14 protein-coding genes are annotated in these 16,933 nt (G+C 58.8%); 10 read left to right on the top strand and 4 right to left on the bottom strand.

Features of this window, described 5'->3' with window-relative positions; all coding sequences use genetic code 11:
* Positions 1-43: 43 nt before the first annotated feature.
* The 3 genes from SK50_RS16985 to SK50_RS16975 form a co-directional block, all read right to left on the bottom strand.
* The gene (locus tag SK50_RS16985; RefSeq protein WP_017693068.1) at positions 44-1,351 is read right to left on the bottom strand and encodes an RbtT/DalT/CsbX family MFS transporter; all 1,308 of its coding nucleotides are present in this window, start codon (positions 1,349-1,351) and stop codon (positions 44-46) included.
* A gap of 96 nt (positions 1,352-1,447) precedes the next feature.
* On the bottom strand, positions 1,448-3,055 hold the full coding sequence (locus SK50_RS16980) for an FGGY-family carbohydrate kinase (RefSeq protein ID WP_017693069.1): 1,608 nt from the start codon (positions 3,053-3,055) through the stop codon (positions 1,448-1,450).
* Between the two features lie 11 nt (positions 3,056-3,066).
* Positions 3,067-3,816: an SDR family oxidoreductase gene (locus SK50_RS16975; RefSeq protein WP_017693070.1), complete on the bottom strand. Its 750-nt coding sequence runs from the start codon at positions 3,814-3,816 to the stop codon at positions 3,067-3,069.
* A 162-nt stretch (positions 3,817-3,978) separates the two neighbouring features.
* Between SK50_RS16975 and SK50_RS16970 the strand changes: the two genes are divergently transcribed.
* On the top strand, positions 3,979-5,010 hold the full coding sequence (locus tag SK50_RS16970) for a LacI family DNA-binding transcriptional regulator (RefSeq protein WP_045344924.1): 1,032 nt from the start codon (positions 3,979-3,981) through the stop codon (positions 5,008-5,010).
* Here SK50_RS16970 and SK50_RS16965 read toward each other — a convergent pair.
* The gene (locus SK50_RS16965) at positions 5,007-5,954 is read right to left on the bottom strand and encodes a sugar-binding transcriptional regulator (protein ID WP_017693072.1); all 948 of its coding nucleotides are present in this window, start codon (positions 5,952-5,954) and stop codon (positions 5,007-5,009) included. The two genes, SK50_RS16970 and SK50_RS16965, sit on opposite strands and share 4 nt — an antisense overlap.
* 211 nt (positions 5,955-6,165) lie before the next feature.
* Here SK50_RS16965 and dalD point away from each other — a divergent pair, with 211 nt between their 5' ends.
* From dalD to SK50_RS16920, 9 genes are all read left to right on the top strand, one after another.
* Positions 6,166-7,533, top strand: a complete 1,368-nt coding sequence (dalD, locus tag SK50_RS16960) for a D-arabinitol 4-dehydrogenase (protein ID WP_017693073.1) — start codon at positions 6,166-6,168, stop codon at positions 7,531-7,533.
* 9 nt (positions 7,534-7,542) lie between these two features.
* Entirely contained in the window at positions 7,543-9,006 is a 1,464-nt protein-coding gene (gene xylB, locus SK50_RS16955; protein ID WP_023304094.1) for a xylulokinase, read from the top strand.
* Between the two features lie 67 nt (positions 9,007-9,073).
* Positions 9,074-10,351 carry an RbtT/DalT/CsbX family MFS transporter gene (locus tag SK50_RS16950; protein WP_017693074.1) on the top strand — a complete coding sequence of 426 codons (1,278 nt, stop codon included), beginning with the start codon at positions 9,074-9,076 and terminating at the stop codon, positions 10,349-10,351.
* A gap of 44 nt (positions 10,352-10,395) precedes the next feature.
* Positions 10,396-11,061, top strand: coding sequence for an HAD family hydrolase (locus tag SK50_RS16945; RefSeq protein WP_077266483.1), 666 nt, complete (start codon positions 10,396-10,398; stop codon positions 11,059-11,061).
* Between the two features lie 297 nt (positions 11,062-11,358).
* On the top strand, positions 11,359-12,513 hold the full coding sequence (locus tag SK50_RS16940) for a mandelate racemase family protein (protein WP_015572356.1): 1,155 nt from the start codon (positions 11,359-11,361) through the stop codon (positions 12,511-12,513).
* A 33-nt stretch (positions 12,514-12,546) separates the two neighbouring features.
* On the top strand, positions 12,547-14,163 hold the full coding sequence (locus tag SK50_RS16935) for an ABC transporter substrate-binding protein (RefSeq protein ID WP_045344336.1): 1,617 nt from the start codon (positions 12,547-12,549) through the stop codon (positions 14,161-14,163).
* On the top strand, positions 14,160-15,197 hold the full coding sequence (locus tag SK50_RS16930; protein WP_017693076.1) for an ABC transporter permease: 1,038 nt from the start codon (positions 14,160-14,162) through the stop codon (positions 15,195-15,197). Before SK50_RS16935 ends, SK50_RS16930 begins: the two co-directional genes overlap by 4 nt.
* On the top strand, positions 15,194-16,099 hold the full coding sequence (locus SK50_RS16925; RefSeq protein WP_045344337.1) for an ABC transporter permease: 906 nt from the start codon (positions 15,194-15,196) through the stop codon (positions 16,097-16,099). Before SK50_RS16930 ends, SK50_RS16925 begins: the two co-directional genes overlap by 4 nt.
* Positions 16,071-16,931: an ABC transporter ATP-binding protein gene (locus tag SK50_RS16920; RefSeq protein ID WP_032666825.1), complete on the top strand. Its 861-nt coding sequence runs from the start codon at positions 16,071-16,073 to the stop codon at positions 16,929-16,931. The genes SK50_RS16925 and SK50_RS16920 overlap by 29 nt, the downstream gene beginning before the upstream one ends.
* Positions 16,932-16,933 lie beyond the last annotated feature (2 nt).

The raw sequence follows: 16,933 nt of genomic DNA, 5'->3' as shown, positions 1-16,933 counted from the left end.
TTCCTGCCGGGATAAGCGTGACCCGGCAGGAAAGTTCTCTCGCTTACTCCTTCAGCGTTTCAGGATGAGGAGTATTCAGCAGACCCGCCATCCTTCTCTTGCTGCTATTTGCTTTTTCTAAGCCCGGCTGCGTGACGCGGATAAAGGCACACAGAACAAAAGCCAGCAGATAAAGCACCGTATAGGCGATGACCACGCCGAGCGTGCTGAACCAGGGCAGCAGCACCACGGCAATCGCCGGCGCAAGGAAGTTAGACAGACCGGCTGACAGGTTATACACCGAAATCGCCGCCCCCTTGTGCCGCGGCTCCAGCGCCGGGAACACCGCCGCCATCGGTACGAAGGCCGCCACAAAAATCCCCAGCGCGATGGCCGGGACCAGCGCCATGGCAAAGTTATGCCCGAAGTGCTGCGGAATGTAGTAAAACGCCAGGCTCGAGAGCGCCATCCCGATGCAGCCAAACCAGCGCACCACCCGCATCCAGCCCATTTTTTCCGCCACCACGCCCCAGAAGACGTTCGAGAAGATGGTGGTGAAGAAGAATACCGCCCAGACCTGAAGCCACTCGGAGGTGGTGAAGCCCAGCTCGTCAACAAACATCATCGGCATGATGACGGCAAACCCGAACAGGGAGAGGGTGTTGATGATACGCACCATGCTGGAGAGCAGAATACTGCGGTTGGTGTAGAGCAGCGTCGCTGCACGGCCCAGCTCGGCGAATTTTTCCCGGGTGGAGAGATTATGCATGTGCGTTGGGGTTTTGACGCTGCGCAGGGATACCATGGCGATGACTCCCCCCGCCAGACAAAACGCCAGTGCCAGCCACAGGGTGCCCATCTCCCCGATGTGCGGAATGGTAAAGCTCGGAATATAACTGCCCGCCACGCCAATACCTACGGAATAAACCGCCCAGTACCAGCCCAGCGCCGAGCTGGATTTATCGCTACGCACATTATGAATAATGACCACGATGAAGGCGTACAAAAATAACGGATAGGCCAGGCCGCGGATCCCGTAAAACAGCAGCATTAATGCGTAATTTGCCTGACCCAGACCAAAAACGAGAAACAGGACGTGGAAAACGCACCACAGGACGAAGCCAATCAGCATGGTTTTTTGCGGGGTGATGATTTCAGCCACCACGCCGGAGATCCACGCGGAGAGCGCCGCCGCGAGACCGTAGAGCGTGAAGGCGAAAGAGGCTTCAGCAGGCGTGAAGCCCAGTGATTTAATATAGTGCGACAGGAATGCCAGCTCGAAACCGTCACCCGTCATAAAGACCGCGATCGCCAGATATCCCCATAGCAGGTTCAGCGGCAATCCCAGCCACTGTTTATTTATTTCGGACATATTGACCTCGTTTGTAGCGTACAGGTAAGCCCACACCGGAAATATTCCGGCGTGAGTTTTCTTATTGTCTTTTTCTCTAAATATACTGACGTGTATTTATTCTCTGATTACTGTCGCAGTCTGTTGTAACTGCTTATAAGCCTCGTATCGACGCAGATGAAGGGACTGAAAGTTCGCTTGCGGATAGAAATATTTATCCACGTGGGTAAATTGTTTCATGGCATCGGTCACTGAAGGCGCTATATTTCCCGCCACCGCCCCGAGAATGGCCGAACCCAGTAATACCGGTTCGCTGCATTGGGTCGCTAACACCGGCAGCCCGCAGGTATCTGCCAGCAGCTGGCGAACGAAAGGGTGCTGGCCCGCGCCGCCGCTGATAACGATATTTTCGGTCTGTACGCCGCATTCACGCTGGGCGTCAATGATTTGTCGCAAACCGTAACCGATACCACACAGACCGGCCACATACAGTGCCATCAGGTTATTGATATCGTTCTCCATGCCCAGCCCGCAGATCGTGGCCCGCGCATGAGGATCGGCAAAGGGCGCGCGGTTACCCAGAAATTCGGGTACCACGTGCAGTCCTGCTGCCAGGTTCACCGCCTCTGAGGCGGTGGCGAAGGTCTGTAAAAGCCTGTCCGCCAGGTAAACCGGCAGCGGCAGGTCTGACTCCTGTGCCAGCTGGCGCGCTTGCGGTGCGGCAGGATGGAAACTTAATAACCGATCGATAGCGGCACCCGCGGCGCTTTGTCCGCCCTCAATCAGCCACAGTCCAGGTACCATCGCGCTAAAATAAGGCCCCCAAACGCCGGGCACAAAAACGGCGCTCTCGGCGCTGGTCATGGTGCACGATGAGGTGCCAAAGACATACGCAAGATTGTTCAGCGCGCCGCCGCCAACGCCCAACGTCCCGATGCCGCCAGCGTGGGCATCAATTAACCCTACCGCCACCGGCGTGCCTGGCAGCAAGCCCATCTCACGCGCGGCCTGCTCCGTTAAGCCCTCGCCGCAAGGGGTGCCGGGGGCGGCAATATGCTGCCCTATGCGGACAAAATCTTCTCCGGCCAGCTCGTCCAGGCCAACGGTGCGGAAATAGTCCGGGTCCCAGCGATTCTCATGGGCCAGCCACGTCCATTTACAGGTTACGGTACAGATGGAACGGGTGACATCGCCGGTCGCGCGCCAGGTCAGGAAATCGGCCAAATCGAAAAATTGCCAGGCGCGATCGTAGACCTCTCGGTGGTTTTCTTTCAGCCACAGCAGCTTGGGCGTCTCCATTTCGGGCGATATTTTTCCGCCAACGTAGTCCAGCACCGGATGATGGGTGGCGTTGATGCGCTCCGCCTGGTCTGTCGCACGGTGATCCATCCAGACGATGATATTGTTTTCCGCTTCACCGTCAGGGCTGACCGCCAGCGGTTCGCCATTGTTGTCCAACACCACCAGCGAGCAGGTGGCGTCAAACCCGATGCCGGCAACGCTCTGCGGAGTCGTCCCGGAGCGCGCCAGCGCCTCGCGGATGCAGCGGCAAACGGCCTGCCAGATCTCGGCGCTGGACTGCTCCACGCGGCTTCCGCTGCGGTGCACGGTGGCAATTTTCTGCGTCGCGTGGGAAAGCAGCCTGCCGCTGAGATCGAAAATGCCCGCGCGAACGCTGCCGGAGCCGACGTCTACGCCGATAACGGTTTCTGGTGTACTCTTCATCCTTACGGCCCTTAAAGATCGACGCTGTTAGGCAGAATCACTAGATCCCGGACGGTAACGTTCTTCGAACGGGTCACCATGAACAACACCGATTCTGCGACTTCAATCGGCTGCATCAGGCTGCCGTTTGCCAGCGCTTCATCCATTTTGGCCTGCGGCCAGTCGTCGAGCAGAGCCGTCACTACCGGCCCAGGCAGAACGGCTCCGACGCGTACGCCATGTTCCGCGACCTGACGACGGGTGGTATGCACGAACGCCTGAACGGCAAATTTGGACGCGGTGTAGATCGGCTCCCAGATAACCGGCACCACGCCCGCAATGGAGCTGGTGAAGATAATATCGCCTGACTTCTGCGCAATCATATGCGGCAGTACGGCGCGAACGCAGCGGAAGGCGGCGTTGATATTCAGGTTCAGTACGCGATCCCAGACGTCCGGGTCGCCTTCAGCAACCGGCCCGCCGATGTAGGCGCCTGCATTGGCGTGAAAAATATCCAGGCCGCCGGCGAGGCCGACAATGTCGCTCAGCATCGCGTCGACTTGCTCGGGTTTGAACAGATCGATTTGCAGGGCAAACGCGTTCTCGCCCAGCTCGGCGACAAGGCGCTGAAGCTTTTCGCCTTCCCGGTCGATTAACACCACCTTAGCGCCAGCGCCGAGCAGCGTTTTTGCACACTCCAGGCCAATACCTGAGGCGGCGCCAGTGATAGCAGCGACTTTGCCCTGAAGGGAACTATTCATGGAGGGGACAGAGTGATTCATTTTATAATCCTTTATGCAGAGATGATTTTTAGGGTGTGTCTGCTTTCGCGTGAAGAACGGGGGTTCTGACTGACGCGTGAAGCAAACTGCTCAATCGATGAAGCAGATCTAGCACTTGCTTATTTCTCCAGCAAGAGACATTCAAAATGAAGAGGCGATTTTGTGACGCGCGTTGAGAAAACGAAGAAAACGACCATTTACGATCTGGCGGAACTCACCGGCGTTTCTGCCAGCGCGGTGAGTGCTATTTTGAATGGCAACTGGAAGAAACGCCGCATCAGCGCCAGCCTGGCAGAGAAGGTAACCCGCATTGCACAAGAGCAGGGCTACGCGGTTAACCGTCAGGCAAGCCTGCTGCGCAGCAAGAAATCGAACGTTATCGGCATGATTGTGCCGAAATATGACAACCGCTATTTCGGCTCTATAGCGGAAAAATTCGAAGAGATGGCGCGTGCCAGAGGGCTGTTGCCGATTATTACCTGCACACGCCGACAGCCGGAACTCGAGCTGGATGCCGCCCGTGCCATGCTCTCCTGGCAGGTTGACTGGGTCATTGCCACGGGGGCGACACACCCGGACAAAATTGCTGAACTCTGTCATCAGGCGGGCGTACCTACACTAAATCTTGATCTGCCGGGCACCCTGGCGCCCTCTATCATTTCGGATAACTACGGCGGCGCGAAGATGCTGACAGAGCGGATCCTCGCCAGCAGCTTTAGACGGTTTGGTTCGCTGGCTCCGCTGACCTTCGTGGGCGGACGCCGGAGTGATAACAACACCGCAGAGCGCCTGCGCGGGTTCCTTGATGCCCATCAGGCCCATGGGCTGACCGTTCCGGAACAGCAGCTGCTGGTCACAGGATACTCGTCATCGCGCGTGGAGCAGCAGCTCAGAGCCACCTTCCCGTCGCCATCGACGGCGCTAAAGGGGCTGTTTGTCAATTCGACCATTTCGCTGGAGGGGGTGGTACGTTGGCTGGCCCAATACGGGCAGACCGGCCAAAATCAGCCGCCGATGGGTTGTTTTGACTGGGACCCATTTGTCTCTCTGCTGGGACATGATATCGACATGGTGCGCCAGGACGTCCCGGCGATGCTGGAGAAGGTATTTGAAATTCTCGATTCCGGTGATACCTCGGTCAGGCGTATTGAGATCCCACCGGAACTGATTGGCAGCCAGAGCGTCACGGGCTAGCCCTGACGCGTCAGCAGCCAGCGCGCGGTCTGTTCATCCGTCACCAGACCGTTTACCCAGCCGCCTTTGAGGGCGGCAAGGATCGCCGGGCGTTTATCCTCGCCGCAGGCGGCCGCAATACGTGGACACTGGCTCTGGCGAATATCGTAGCTGGTAATAAAGCGATTAATCTGGCTGTCGATGACGTTGCCGTCGGCATCGATAAAGCGTCCGAGTATTTCGCCAACGCCACCGCGCTGGGTCAACTCTTCCAGCTGTGCCTCATCGATAAACCCGTCTTTGAAGATAGGGCTCTGCTTGCCCAGCGCCCCGATGCCGACAAAAATCACATCGGCCGCATCCGCCACGGCGCAGACGTTACGGAACAGGCGGTTTGAGCACCACATCTCATGCTCCTCGCTGGACTGAGCATAGCGCGGCGCCGGCCACTGGTAATATTTTCCCTGAATTTTACGCGCCAGCAGCAACGGCACATCATCGTAATAGTTACATTGCCCGTGCTCGTTCATGGCGCTGATCAGGGCGACACAGCGGGTGTTGTGGCTGTCAAAATCGATACGCTTGATGGTTTTTTTTAGCGTCAGTCCGGAGCCAATTCCGACAACCGTGGGTTTATCACCTTGCAGGTAGCGGGCCATCAGCTGATAACAGCCAAACGTCACGCTATCCAGCGCGCTTTCATTGCGGTAGACGGGCACAATGTTGCAGTGGGTCAGGTGATATTTTTCCGCGAGAAGTTGCGCATAATCGAGGCAGTTAGCGACAGGGTGATGAAGCCCAATCGAGACAATGCCTTCCTCTTTCGCGGCGGCAATCAGCCGCTGCACCACCGGTCTTGATGTGCCGAGCTGGCTGGCAATTTCGCTTTGATTAAGCCCGGCGATGTAATACATCCATGCCGCCCGCACTTTTTGATCGAGCCTGATGTCATCTTCTTTGCTCACGTTTCCCTGCCTCAAGAGTGGGGTTGAGGGCGGTCAACACCCACAACAATTGTCTGTCATTCTGGCGGGTGCTCCGCGCTGAGGCAAGCAGTTTGCTCTTTATTGATCATTTGTTATTTGAATGGTCATTTGTTCTTTTGTGATCTGTAGCTCTTATTTTAATCAAATGATCATATACAGTTCAGCCATAACCTCACTGGAGAACAGAACAATGACCGAGAAATACACATGGCTACATATTGGGCTGGGGTCTTTTCATCGTGCGCATCAGGCGTGGTATCTGCACCGCCTGATTGCCGGCGGCGATACGCGCTGGCACATCGCTGCGGGCAACATACGCAACGATGCTGAACATGTGGTGCAGGCGCTGGCCGCGCAGAAGGGGCGATATGTACTGGAGACCGTCAGCCCGGAAGGCGAGAGAGACTATGAAGAGATCGCCTCGATTCAGACGCTGATCCCGTGGCAGGCGGATTTGCAGCCGCTGATTGCCGAAGGGGCGAACCCGCAGACTCGGGTCATCGCGTTTACCGTGACGGAGGGGGGCTACTATCTGGATACCAGCCACAGGCTGGATGTGGCCAATGCCGATCTGGCGAGCGATATTAAGGGCGGCTGTAAAACCATCTACGGGACAATTGCCCGCATCCTCGAAGCGCGTATGGCGAACGGAGCGGGTCCGGTAACCTTGCTTAACTGTGACAACGTGCGGCATAACGGCGAGCGCTTCCACGACGGGTTGATTGAATTCTTAACCCTCAGCGGCAAACAGAGGGTCATCGACTGGCTGAGTGCTAATGCGACCTGTCCGAATACCATGGTGGATCGCATCACACCGCGTCCGGCGGCCGATCTCCCGGCGCGCATTAAGGCCCGGACGGGCATAGACGATAACGCCCCGGTTATGGGGGAACGCTTTATTCAGTGGGTGATTGAAGACAATTTCCGCGACGTTCGTCCCGCGCTGGAAACGGTGGGCGTGGAGCTGGTGGGATCCGTCATCCCTTATGAAGAGGCGAAGATCCGCATCCTCAATGCCTCCCATAGCTGTATCGCCTGGGCGGGTACTCTGGTCGGGCAGCAGTATATCCATGAAAGCACGCTGACAGAGTTTATCTACAAGATTGCCGACCGCTACGTGACGGAAGATGTCATTCCCTGCCTGGGAGATAATGGCATCGATCTGCCAGCCTACCGCGACGTAGTGCTTAAGCGTTTTACCAACCCCTGGATTCAGGACACCAACCAGCGCGTCGCGGCCGACGGGTTCTCGAAGATCCCGGCGATGATAGCCCCAACGCTGCGTGAATGTTACCAGCGCGGCGTACGTCCTGACGCTACCGCTATGCTGCCTGCGCTGTTCTACGTCTATATGGAGCAGTGGCATCACGGCAAGCTGCCATATGAATACCAGGACGGTATCCTCAACGCCTCTGCGGTACATGCGATGTTCGAATCGGACGATCCGATAGCCCGATATGCCAGCGATACCGCCCTGTTTGGCGATCTGACCGGCCGGGAAGATTTTGCCGCGCTTCTGCGTGAAAAAATCGCTGACGTCTACGCGCTGATTAAGTGAGAGGTGGGTATGTATCTGGGCATCGATCTTGGCACATCAGAAGTAAAGGCGCTGGTCATTGACGAAAACAACGGCGTTGTCGCCACCCATAGCGCGCCGCTGACGATACAGCGTCCGAAGCCGCACTGGTCTGAACAATCGCCGGAAGCCTGGTGGGAGGCAACCGAATACCTGATTGCCACCCTCCGGGAGAAGTGCGGCCACCACTGGCAGGCGATAAAAGCCATTGGCCTTTCCGGGCAGATGCACGGTGCGGTACTGCTGGATGCCGCGGGTGAACCCCTGCGTCCGGCCATCCTGTGGAATGACACCCGCTGCGCGCAGGAGTGCGCAGAGCTGGAAGAGATGGCGCCCGAACTGCACCAGGTGGCGGGGAACCTGGCAATGCCGGGGTTTACGGCACCAAAGCTGCTCTGGGTGCGCCGTCATGAGCCGCAGAACTTCAGCCGTCTCGCCACCGTGCTGCTGCCGAAGGATTATCTGCGCTTCAAAATGACCGGAAAAAAAATCTCTGATATGTCGGACTCGGCCGGGACGCTGTGGCTGGATGTGGGAAAACGAGACTGGTCGGATGCACTGCTGGAAAAATGTGAGCTGTCGCGTGCCGCCATGCCTGCGCTGGTGGAAGGGTGTGAGGTCTCGGCGCTACTCGAACCTGCGGTAGCGCAGCGGTGGGGTCTGAACCCCTCGGTTATCGTTGCCGGCGGCGGGGGAGATAACGCCGTCAGCGCGATAGGGGTTGGGGCCGTTTCGCCGGGCGATGCGTTTATTTCGCTGGGCACCTCCGGCGTGCTGTTTGTGGTCACAGATGCCTACCGTCCGGCGCCCCAGTCTGCCGTGCACGCGTTCTGTCACGTGCTGCCAAACCTGTGGCATCAGATGAGCGTGATGTTAAGCGCCGCCAGTTGTCTACAGTGGTTTTGCCGTCTGGTGGGCGTCACGGAGCTGGCATTGCTTGAGGAGATCGCCCAGCTAAGCGATGCGGAGAAAGCGAGCGCGCCGATGTTCCTGCCCTACCTTTCCGGGGAACGTACGCCGCATAACGATCCCTGTGCACGGGGCATGTTCTGGGGGCTAACGCACTCCAGCCAGCGTGCGCTGATGGGGTATGCGGTGCTGGAAGGCGTCAGCTTCGGTATTGCCGATGGCCTTCGCGTGTTGCAGGAGAGCGGCACGCAGATTGAACAGTGCTCCCTCGTCGGCGGCGGGGCGCGGAGCCCCTTCTGGGCCCAGCTGCTGGCCGATATTCTGGCGATGCCGGTGGTGACGCATAAGGGCGGCGAAACCGGCGGTGCGCTGGGGGCTGCACGGCTGGCCTGTCTCGCAGCCGGTAAGCCGCTGGCTTCCGTGTGCGAAAAACCTGAAGTCTATAAAACCTGGCGCAGCGATCCGGCGCGCCACCGTGCGCTGATGACGCGTTACCAGCAGTTTAACGCGCTTTACCAAAACGACCTGAACTACCGAAACCCATAATTCTGTGGCAAAGACCCTCCGGCGATGCTGCCGGAGCGGTTCCCTGTACCCTAAAAACGAGGTCAATATGTCGTTAAATAACAAACAATGGCTGGGATTACCCCTGAGTCTGGTCTGGGGGTATATCGCTATCGCGGTCTTTATGACGGGCGATGGTTTCGAGCTGGCATTCCTGTCGCACTATATTAAGGCGCTGGGCTTCACGCCTGCTGAAGCCTCTTTCGCCTTCACGCTTTACGGTCTCGCGGCGGCGCTCTCCGCGTGGATCTCCGGCGTGGTGGCTGAAATCATCACCCCGCAAAAAACCATGCTGATTGGCTTCGTCCTGTGGTGCGTTTTCCACGTCCTGTTTCTCGTTTTTGGTCTGGGTCAGGCAAATTACGCATTAATTCTGCTGTTCTACGGGATCCGCGGCTTGGCCTATCCGCTGTTCCTCTATGCCTTTATCGTCGCCATTGTGCATAACGTTCGCAGTGACAGTACCAGCGCGGCGCTGGGCTGGTTCTGGGCGGTTTACTCTATCGGCATCGGCGTGTTCGGCAGCTACATTCCTAGCTTTACCATTCCGCACATCGGGGAGATGGGCACCCTGTGGCTGGCACTGGCGTTTTGCGTAACCGGCGGGATCATTGCGCTGGTCTCTATGCGTAAGGTGGAAACGCCACGGCATATGCAGACTCTCTCCACCCGGGAAAAATTCGCCGAGCTGGGCCGTGCGGCGACGCTGCTCTACACCAACCGCAGTATTCTGCTCTCCAGCATGGTGCGTATCATCAACACCCTCTCCCTGTTCGGGTTTGCCGTCATCATGCCGATGATGTTTGTTGACGAACTGGGCTTCACCACCTCCGAGTGGCTTCAGGTCTGGGCAGTATTCTTCTTCACCACCATCTTCTCGAACGTCTTCTGGGGCGTGGTGGCGGAAAAAATGGGCTGGATGCGGGTGGTGCGCTGGTTTGGCTGCATCGGGATGGCGCTCTCGAGCCTGGCGTTTTACTACATTCCGCAGCACTTCGGGCATAACTTTGCCATGGCACTGGTGCCGGCCATCGCGCTGGGGATTTTTGTGGCGGCCTTCGTACCGATGGCGGCGGTGTTCCCGGCGCTGGAGCCGCGGCACAAGGGGGCGGCGATTTCGGTGTATAACCTGTCAGCCGGCCTGTCTAACTTCCTTGCGCCGGCGATTGCCGTGGTGCTGCTGCCCTGGTTCAGCACGCTCGGCGTGGTCATTGCCTACACGGCGCTGTATGTCGTGGCCTTTATCCTGTGTCCGTTTATTCGGGTTGAACAGCCTGGGTTTGTTCGTCAGGAAACCTGCAAGGGTGAAACGGTCGGAATTTCGTAATTTATTAAGGCCTGACGGCAGCGTCGGGCCAATCACGGAGACGTATGATGGATGTTAAGGCGGTAATTTTTGACATGGATGGCGTCATCATTGACTCCGAAGGCCTGTGGCGTCAGGCGCAAAAAGCAGCTCTGGCAGGCTGGCGTGCTGAGGTCAGCGACGAAGAGTGTGAGTCACTGACAAAAGGCAAGCGGCTGGATGAGATTGCCCGGACCTGGTGCGAATATTGCAGGCTTGAGGCCGATCCTGCACTGATTGAAGCGGCCATCCGTCTGCGCATCATCGAACTGATTAGCCGGGAAGGCAAAGCGATAGAGGGCGTCTACGACGTGATGACATACTTCCGTGAGGCAGGCTACCGGATTGCACTTGCCACCTCTTCATCGTATGAAATCGTGCATGCTGTGCTAGAGAAACTCAGTATCGGCCACTATTTTGAGGTCATTTGCAGCGCCGACGATGAACGCTACGGTAAACCGCATCCTGCGGTCTATCTCTCTGCGCTGCGAAAATTAGGCCTGGCGGCCTCACAGTGCATAGTGATTGAGGACAGCCAGAGCGGCTACCGTGCCGCCCTGAGCGCGGGGCTCAAAACCCTCATCGTCTCGCCAGCGTGCCATCATGCCAGCTTTAACAATGCCAGTGGCCGGTATGCGTCTATGCATGCGCTGCTGGAAACGCTTGCCGTTCCAGCCCCGGAAGCGGGTTAGTTGACTGATTTGTAAGCGCAGAAGTTTCCGCGGGTTGTTGCCGGTCAGCATATTCCTGCTTCTGCGCTTACCTTCAAATAACGTCTCCCGATCAACCTCACATTTCCCCGCGCATTTGTGAAAATTGTCACGTCCGACCGTGCATATGCCCAAAAAATAGCCTCTCCTTAACGCGTTTTGTCCGAGGACGTGCTGATTTTTTATGCTTAAATTACATACTGAAACGCATTTTTAAAATCATAAAACCCCTTTGTCATTTTCTGCTTCTGGGCTTATCGCCGGACTTAAGGACCGATAATGAAAATTGAATCTGTAAACGTCACCGTTTTTCAGTACCCGACGCGTCGGGTCTCTGACGCCGCGGGGCATTCGCATCCTGGGCCGGAGAGCATGGCCAAAATGGCGATGCTGACCATCACGGCAGAAGAGGGCACCCGCGGATATTCGTTCGCGCCGCCGGAAGTGGTGCGCCCCTTTGTGGTCAATACCTTCTTTCGCAAAGTGCTGGTGGGGCAGGACGCATTCAACCGGGAACGCATCTGGCAGGATCTGGCGCACTGGCAGCGGGGAAGCGCGCATCAGCTGACCGAGCGTGCGCTGGGCTTCGTTGAACAGGCGCTGTGGGATCTGATTGGCCGTAAGCTCAACCTGCCGGTCTGGAAACTGCTTGGCGGCTATCGCGATAAGGTGCCGGCCTATGGCAGCACCATGTGCGGCGACGATCTGCCGGGCGGATTATCCACGCCGGAGGAGTACGCCAGCTTTGCCGAAAAGCTGGTGGCGCGCGGTTACAAGGCCATCAAGCTGCACACCTGGATGCCGCCGGTCTCTTTCGCCCCCAATCCAAAGATGGACGTCAAAGCCTGTGCCGCCGTGCGTGAAGCGGTTGGCCCGGACATTGACCTGATGATTGACGGCTACCACTGGTACAGCCGTACCGAGGCGCTGTACATCGGCAAAGCGCTGGAAAAGCTTGACTTCGCCTGGTTTGAAGAGCCGATGGAAGAGGAGAGCATGGCCTCCTACGCGTGGCTGGCGGAGAACCTCTCGATTCCGGTTATCGGGCCGGAAAGCCTGGGCGGAAAGCACCACAGCCGTGCTGACTGGATCAAAGCCGGGGCCTGCGACATCCTGCGCGCAGGGTCGAACGGCGTGGGCGGCATTTCCCCAACGCTGAAGGTGGCGAACCTGGCGGAATCTTTTGGCATGGACTGCGAAATACACGGCAACGGCGCGGCCAGCCTGGCGGTGATTGGCGCCATCAAAAACTGCCGCTGGTACGAGCGCGGCCTGCTGCACCCGTTCCTCGACTACGACCAACCGGCGGCGTACCTCAACAGCCTGGTGGACCCTATGGACGAAAACGGCATGGTCAGTCTGCCGACCCGCCCGGGACTGGGCGAAGACATTAATTTTGCATATATCGAAGCCAATACCGTCAGCCACGACTGACAGATAAAAACGTACCCTACAGGCGATATATACATGAAACGATCTCCCTTAGCCGGGGCGTGCTTGCTCGCGCTCTCGCTGATGATGGGGAGCGGTGCGGCGTACGCGAAAACGCCGCCCGACCAGCTCATCATCGGCATGAACATGAATAACCTGCTGACCCTCGATCCGGCGGCAATGACCGGTAACGAAGTGGTCGGCATTGTGGTCAATCTCTACGACTCGCTGGTGGAGCTGGACCCGAACGCGCTCACCAACGTCAGGCCCGCGCTGGCGAAGTCCTGGGATATTTCGCCGGACCGTAAAACCCTGACCTTTCACCTGCGTGACGACGTTAAATTCCACTCTGGCAACCCGCTCACGGCGGAGGATGTGGTCTGGTCGATGCGCCGTCTGCTGCACCTCAACCTTGCCCAGGCCTCGGTGTGGAAGTCGTATGGATTTTCTAAGCAAAACATCGACAGCCAAATCAGCGCCCCCGATGCCTACACGGTGCAAATTGTTCTGCCTAAGCCTAACGATCCGCAGCTGGTGATCTACTCCCTCGGCGCGCTCGGCAACCTCGGCGTGCTCGACAGCAAAACGGTGCAGCAGCACGCGGTGAATAACGACTGGGGCAACCGCTGGCTTACCACCAACGAAGCGGGTTCCGGCCCGTTTATGCTGGAAACCTGGCAGGCGAAGGATGTGCTGCGCATGCAGCGCAACCCGCAATACTGGCGGGAAGAACCCAAAATGAGCCGGGTGGTGCTGCGTCATTTCCAGGAGTCACAAACCCTGCGCCTGATGATTGAGAAAGGCGACCTCGACGTTGCCAACAACATGGCGGTGGCGGACATTAACGCCCTGCGCAAAGACCCACAGCTCACCGTCGAAGCCGTGCAGAAAGGCACGGTGTACTACGTGGCGATGAGCATGAAAGAGGCCCATTTCGCTAACCCGAAGGTGCGCGAAGCGGTGCGCTATCTGATTGACTATCAGGGCATCAACAGCGCGCTGATGCCGGGCTACGGCGTGCTGCACCAGCGCCCGATCAAGGCGGGTATGCCGTCCACGCTGCCGGACCCTGGCTATAGGCTCGATATCCCGCGCGCCAGAAAGCTGCTGGCGGAGGCGGGCTACCCGGACGGGTTTGACACCACCCTGCGGGTGCTGGCGGATCAGCCGTTCCTCAATATCGCCATCGCCGTGCAGTCGACGCTGATGCAGGCGGGCATCAACGCCAAAATCATCACCGGCACCGGGAACCAGATTTACGGCGCAATGCGCGAGCGCAAGTTCGACATGCTGGTGGGGCGCGGCGGTAGCGGCGTCGAACCCCATCCGCACTCCAGCCTGCGGGCGTTGGTCTATAACCCGGACAACAGCGATGAAGCCCGTCTGACCAACTTCCAGGGCTGGCGTACCAGCTTCTACGACAAGCCGCTCAACGAAATGATCGACAAGGCCCTGCTGGAGCGCGATCCGGAAAAACAGATCGCCGACTACCAGCAGATCCAGGTCCGCTACGACGCGCTGATCCCGGCGATGATCCCTCTGTCACAGATGGTCGATTCGGTGGTGGTGCGTAACGAGGTGAAGAACTTCCAGTCGCACCCGTCGGCCACCACCTTCCTGCGTGAGGTCTACAAAACCGGAGGTGACAAATGAGTGTGGCAATTCTCGCGCCCGGCTCACGGACCCGGCGCTTCTCAAAGCGGTTAACGCAGGTGGTGGTGACGCTGTTCGGCCTTCTGCTGCTGACCTTTTTCATCGGCCGCGTAATGCCCGTTGATCCGGTGCTGGCGATTGTCGGACCGGATGCCGACCACAGCACCTATCAGCAGGTCTATCACCAGCTGGGATTCGACCGGTCGCTGCTGGCTCAGTTCGGTATTTACCTCAATAACCTGCTGCACGGCGATCTGGGCAATGCCCTGCTGACGGGTAAACCGGTGACTGCCGATATTCTGCGCGTCTTCCCGGCGACGCTCGAGCTGGCGACGATGGCGATTATCGTAGGTGCGGGTCTGGGCATTCCGCTGGGCGTACTGGCGGCGGCGCGGCGCAACAGCGTTTCCGACTACGTGGTGCGCATCATCAGTCTGGCGGGTTATTCCACGCCGATTTTCTGGGTCGGGATGATGGGGCTGCTGCTGTTCTACGCCTGGCTTGGCTGGGTGGGAGGCGCGGGACGTCTGGATCTCGGACTGGAGGGGGTAGTCCCACGCCGCACCGGACTGATGACGGTGGATGCATTGCTGGCCGGAAACGGCGCGGTGTTCTGGAACGCCATTAACCATCTGGTTTTGCCCGCGTCGCTGCTTGGCTTCCACTCCCTGGCCTATATCAGCCGCATGACCCGCAGCTTTATGCTGGCGCAGCTGTCGCAGGAGTTCATTATCACTGCCCGGGTGAAGGGCTTAACTGAACGTCAGGTGATCTGGAATCACGCGTTTCGCAACATTCTCGTGCAGCTCCTGACGGTAGTGGCGCTGGCCTACGGCTCGCTGCTGGAGGGGGCGGTGCTGATTGAAACCGTCTTCTCCTGGCCGGGCTTCGGTTCGTATCTCACCGGCAGCCTGCTGCTCGGGGATATGAACGCGGTCATGGGCTGCGTGCTGCTGGTGGGGGTCATCTTCGTGATGCTGAACCTGCTCTCCGACATGCTGTATCAACTCTTTGACCCGAGGACGAAATCATGACCGTTTCTCTGGATTCGCCGCTGGGGACCGGGCCATCCGAACGCCGCCAGCGTATCAGACGCACGCTGGGCCGCGCCGCGGGCTTCGTCGGCAAGATGGCGCGCAATCCGCTCACCGCCATCGGCGGCGGGATTATCCTGCTGCTGCTGATTGTGGCGGCGTTTGCCCCGCTGATCGCGCCGTACAACCCGCTGGTGCAGGACCTCAATAACGCGCTGGTCGCCCCGAACGCACTGCACTGGTTCGGCACCGACGAGTTTGGCCGGGACATCTTCAGCCGGCTGGTGTACGGCGCGCGCATCACGCTCTACATCGTGCTGCTGGTCTCCGTGACCGTTGGCCCGCTGGGGCTGCTGCTGGGCGTGACCGCAGGCTACTTCGGCGGCAGGGTGGACGCGGTGCTGATGCGCGTCACCGATATCTTTATCTCCTTCCCGAGCCTGGTGCTGGCGCTGGCGTTTGTCGCGGCGCTCGGGCCGGGGCTGGAGCACGTGGTGATTGCGATTACGCTCACCGCCTGGCCGCCGATTGCCCGTCTGGCGCGCGCCGAAACTCTCTCTCTGCGCCAGGCCGATTTTGTCTCCGCCGTGCGGCTTCAGGGTGCTTCCCCGGTGCGCGTACTGTGGCGTCACATTGTCCCGCTGTGCCTGCCGTCAGTGATTATCCGCATCACCATGAACATGGCGGGGATCATTCTCACCGCCGCCGGGCTGGGCTTTCTTGGCCTTGGCGCACAGCCGCCGGAGTCGGAGTGGGGAGCGATGATCTCCAGCGGTCGTACCTACATGATGGAGTGCTGGTGGGTGGTGACTATTCCGGGGCTGGCGATCCTGATCAACAGTCTGGCGTTCAACTTCTTAGGAGATGGCTTGCGTGACATCCTCGATCCTCGTAGCGAATAACCCGATGCTCGACGTGCGCGATCTCCACGTCGATTTTATCAACGGCGGCGCGGTCACCCACGCGGTGCGCGGCGTCTCTTTCCAGCTCGGACGCGAAAAGCTGGCGATTGTCGGTGAATCCGGTTCCGGTAAATCCACCGTCGGGCGGGCGCTGCTACGCCTGCATCCGGCCAAAGCGCAGATCCGCGCCGCGCGGATGCAGTTTGGCGATGTCGATTTACAGGCCGTCAGCGAGGCGCAGATGCGCGGCATTCGCGGCAAGCGCATCTCGATGATCATGCAGGACCCGAAATACTCCCTTAACCCGGTGGTGTGCGTGGGCGACCAAATTGCCGAAGCCTGGCTGACCCATCATCCGGGGCGCAAGGCGGAAGCCAAAGCCAGAGTGCTGGAGATGCTCGACGTGGTGCGCATTCGCCAGCCGGAACGGGTGTATCACCTCTGCCCGCACGAGATTTCCGGCGGGCAGGGGCAACGCATCATGATCGCCATGATGCTGATCGCCGATCCCGAGCTGGTCATTGCCGACGAGCCGACTTCGGCGCTGGACGTGTCGGTGCGTTTGCAGGTGCTGGGCCTGCTCGACGACCTGGTGCAGTCCCGCGGTCTGGGGCTGATCTTTATCAGCCACGACATCAACCTGGTGCGCAGCTTCTGCGACCGGGTGCTGGTGATGTACGCCGGACGGGTGGTGGAGTCGATTGCCGCGAAGGATCTGCACAACGCCAGGCATCCCTACACCCAGGGGCTCATCAGCGCGCTACCGGAAATCAACCATCGCCGACCGACGCTGCCGGTATTACAGCGTCAGGCCAGCTGGCTCACCGAGTAAGG

This window comes from Enterobacter sp. BWH64, from assembly GCF_001037645.1.
GTDB lineage: Bacteria > Pseudomonadota > Gammaproteobacteria > Enterobacterales > Enterobacteriaceae > Enterobacter > Enterobacter hormaechei_C.
Note: the sequence above shows the minus strand (reverse complement) of the source record. Positions and strands in the feature narration are given on the sequence as shown.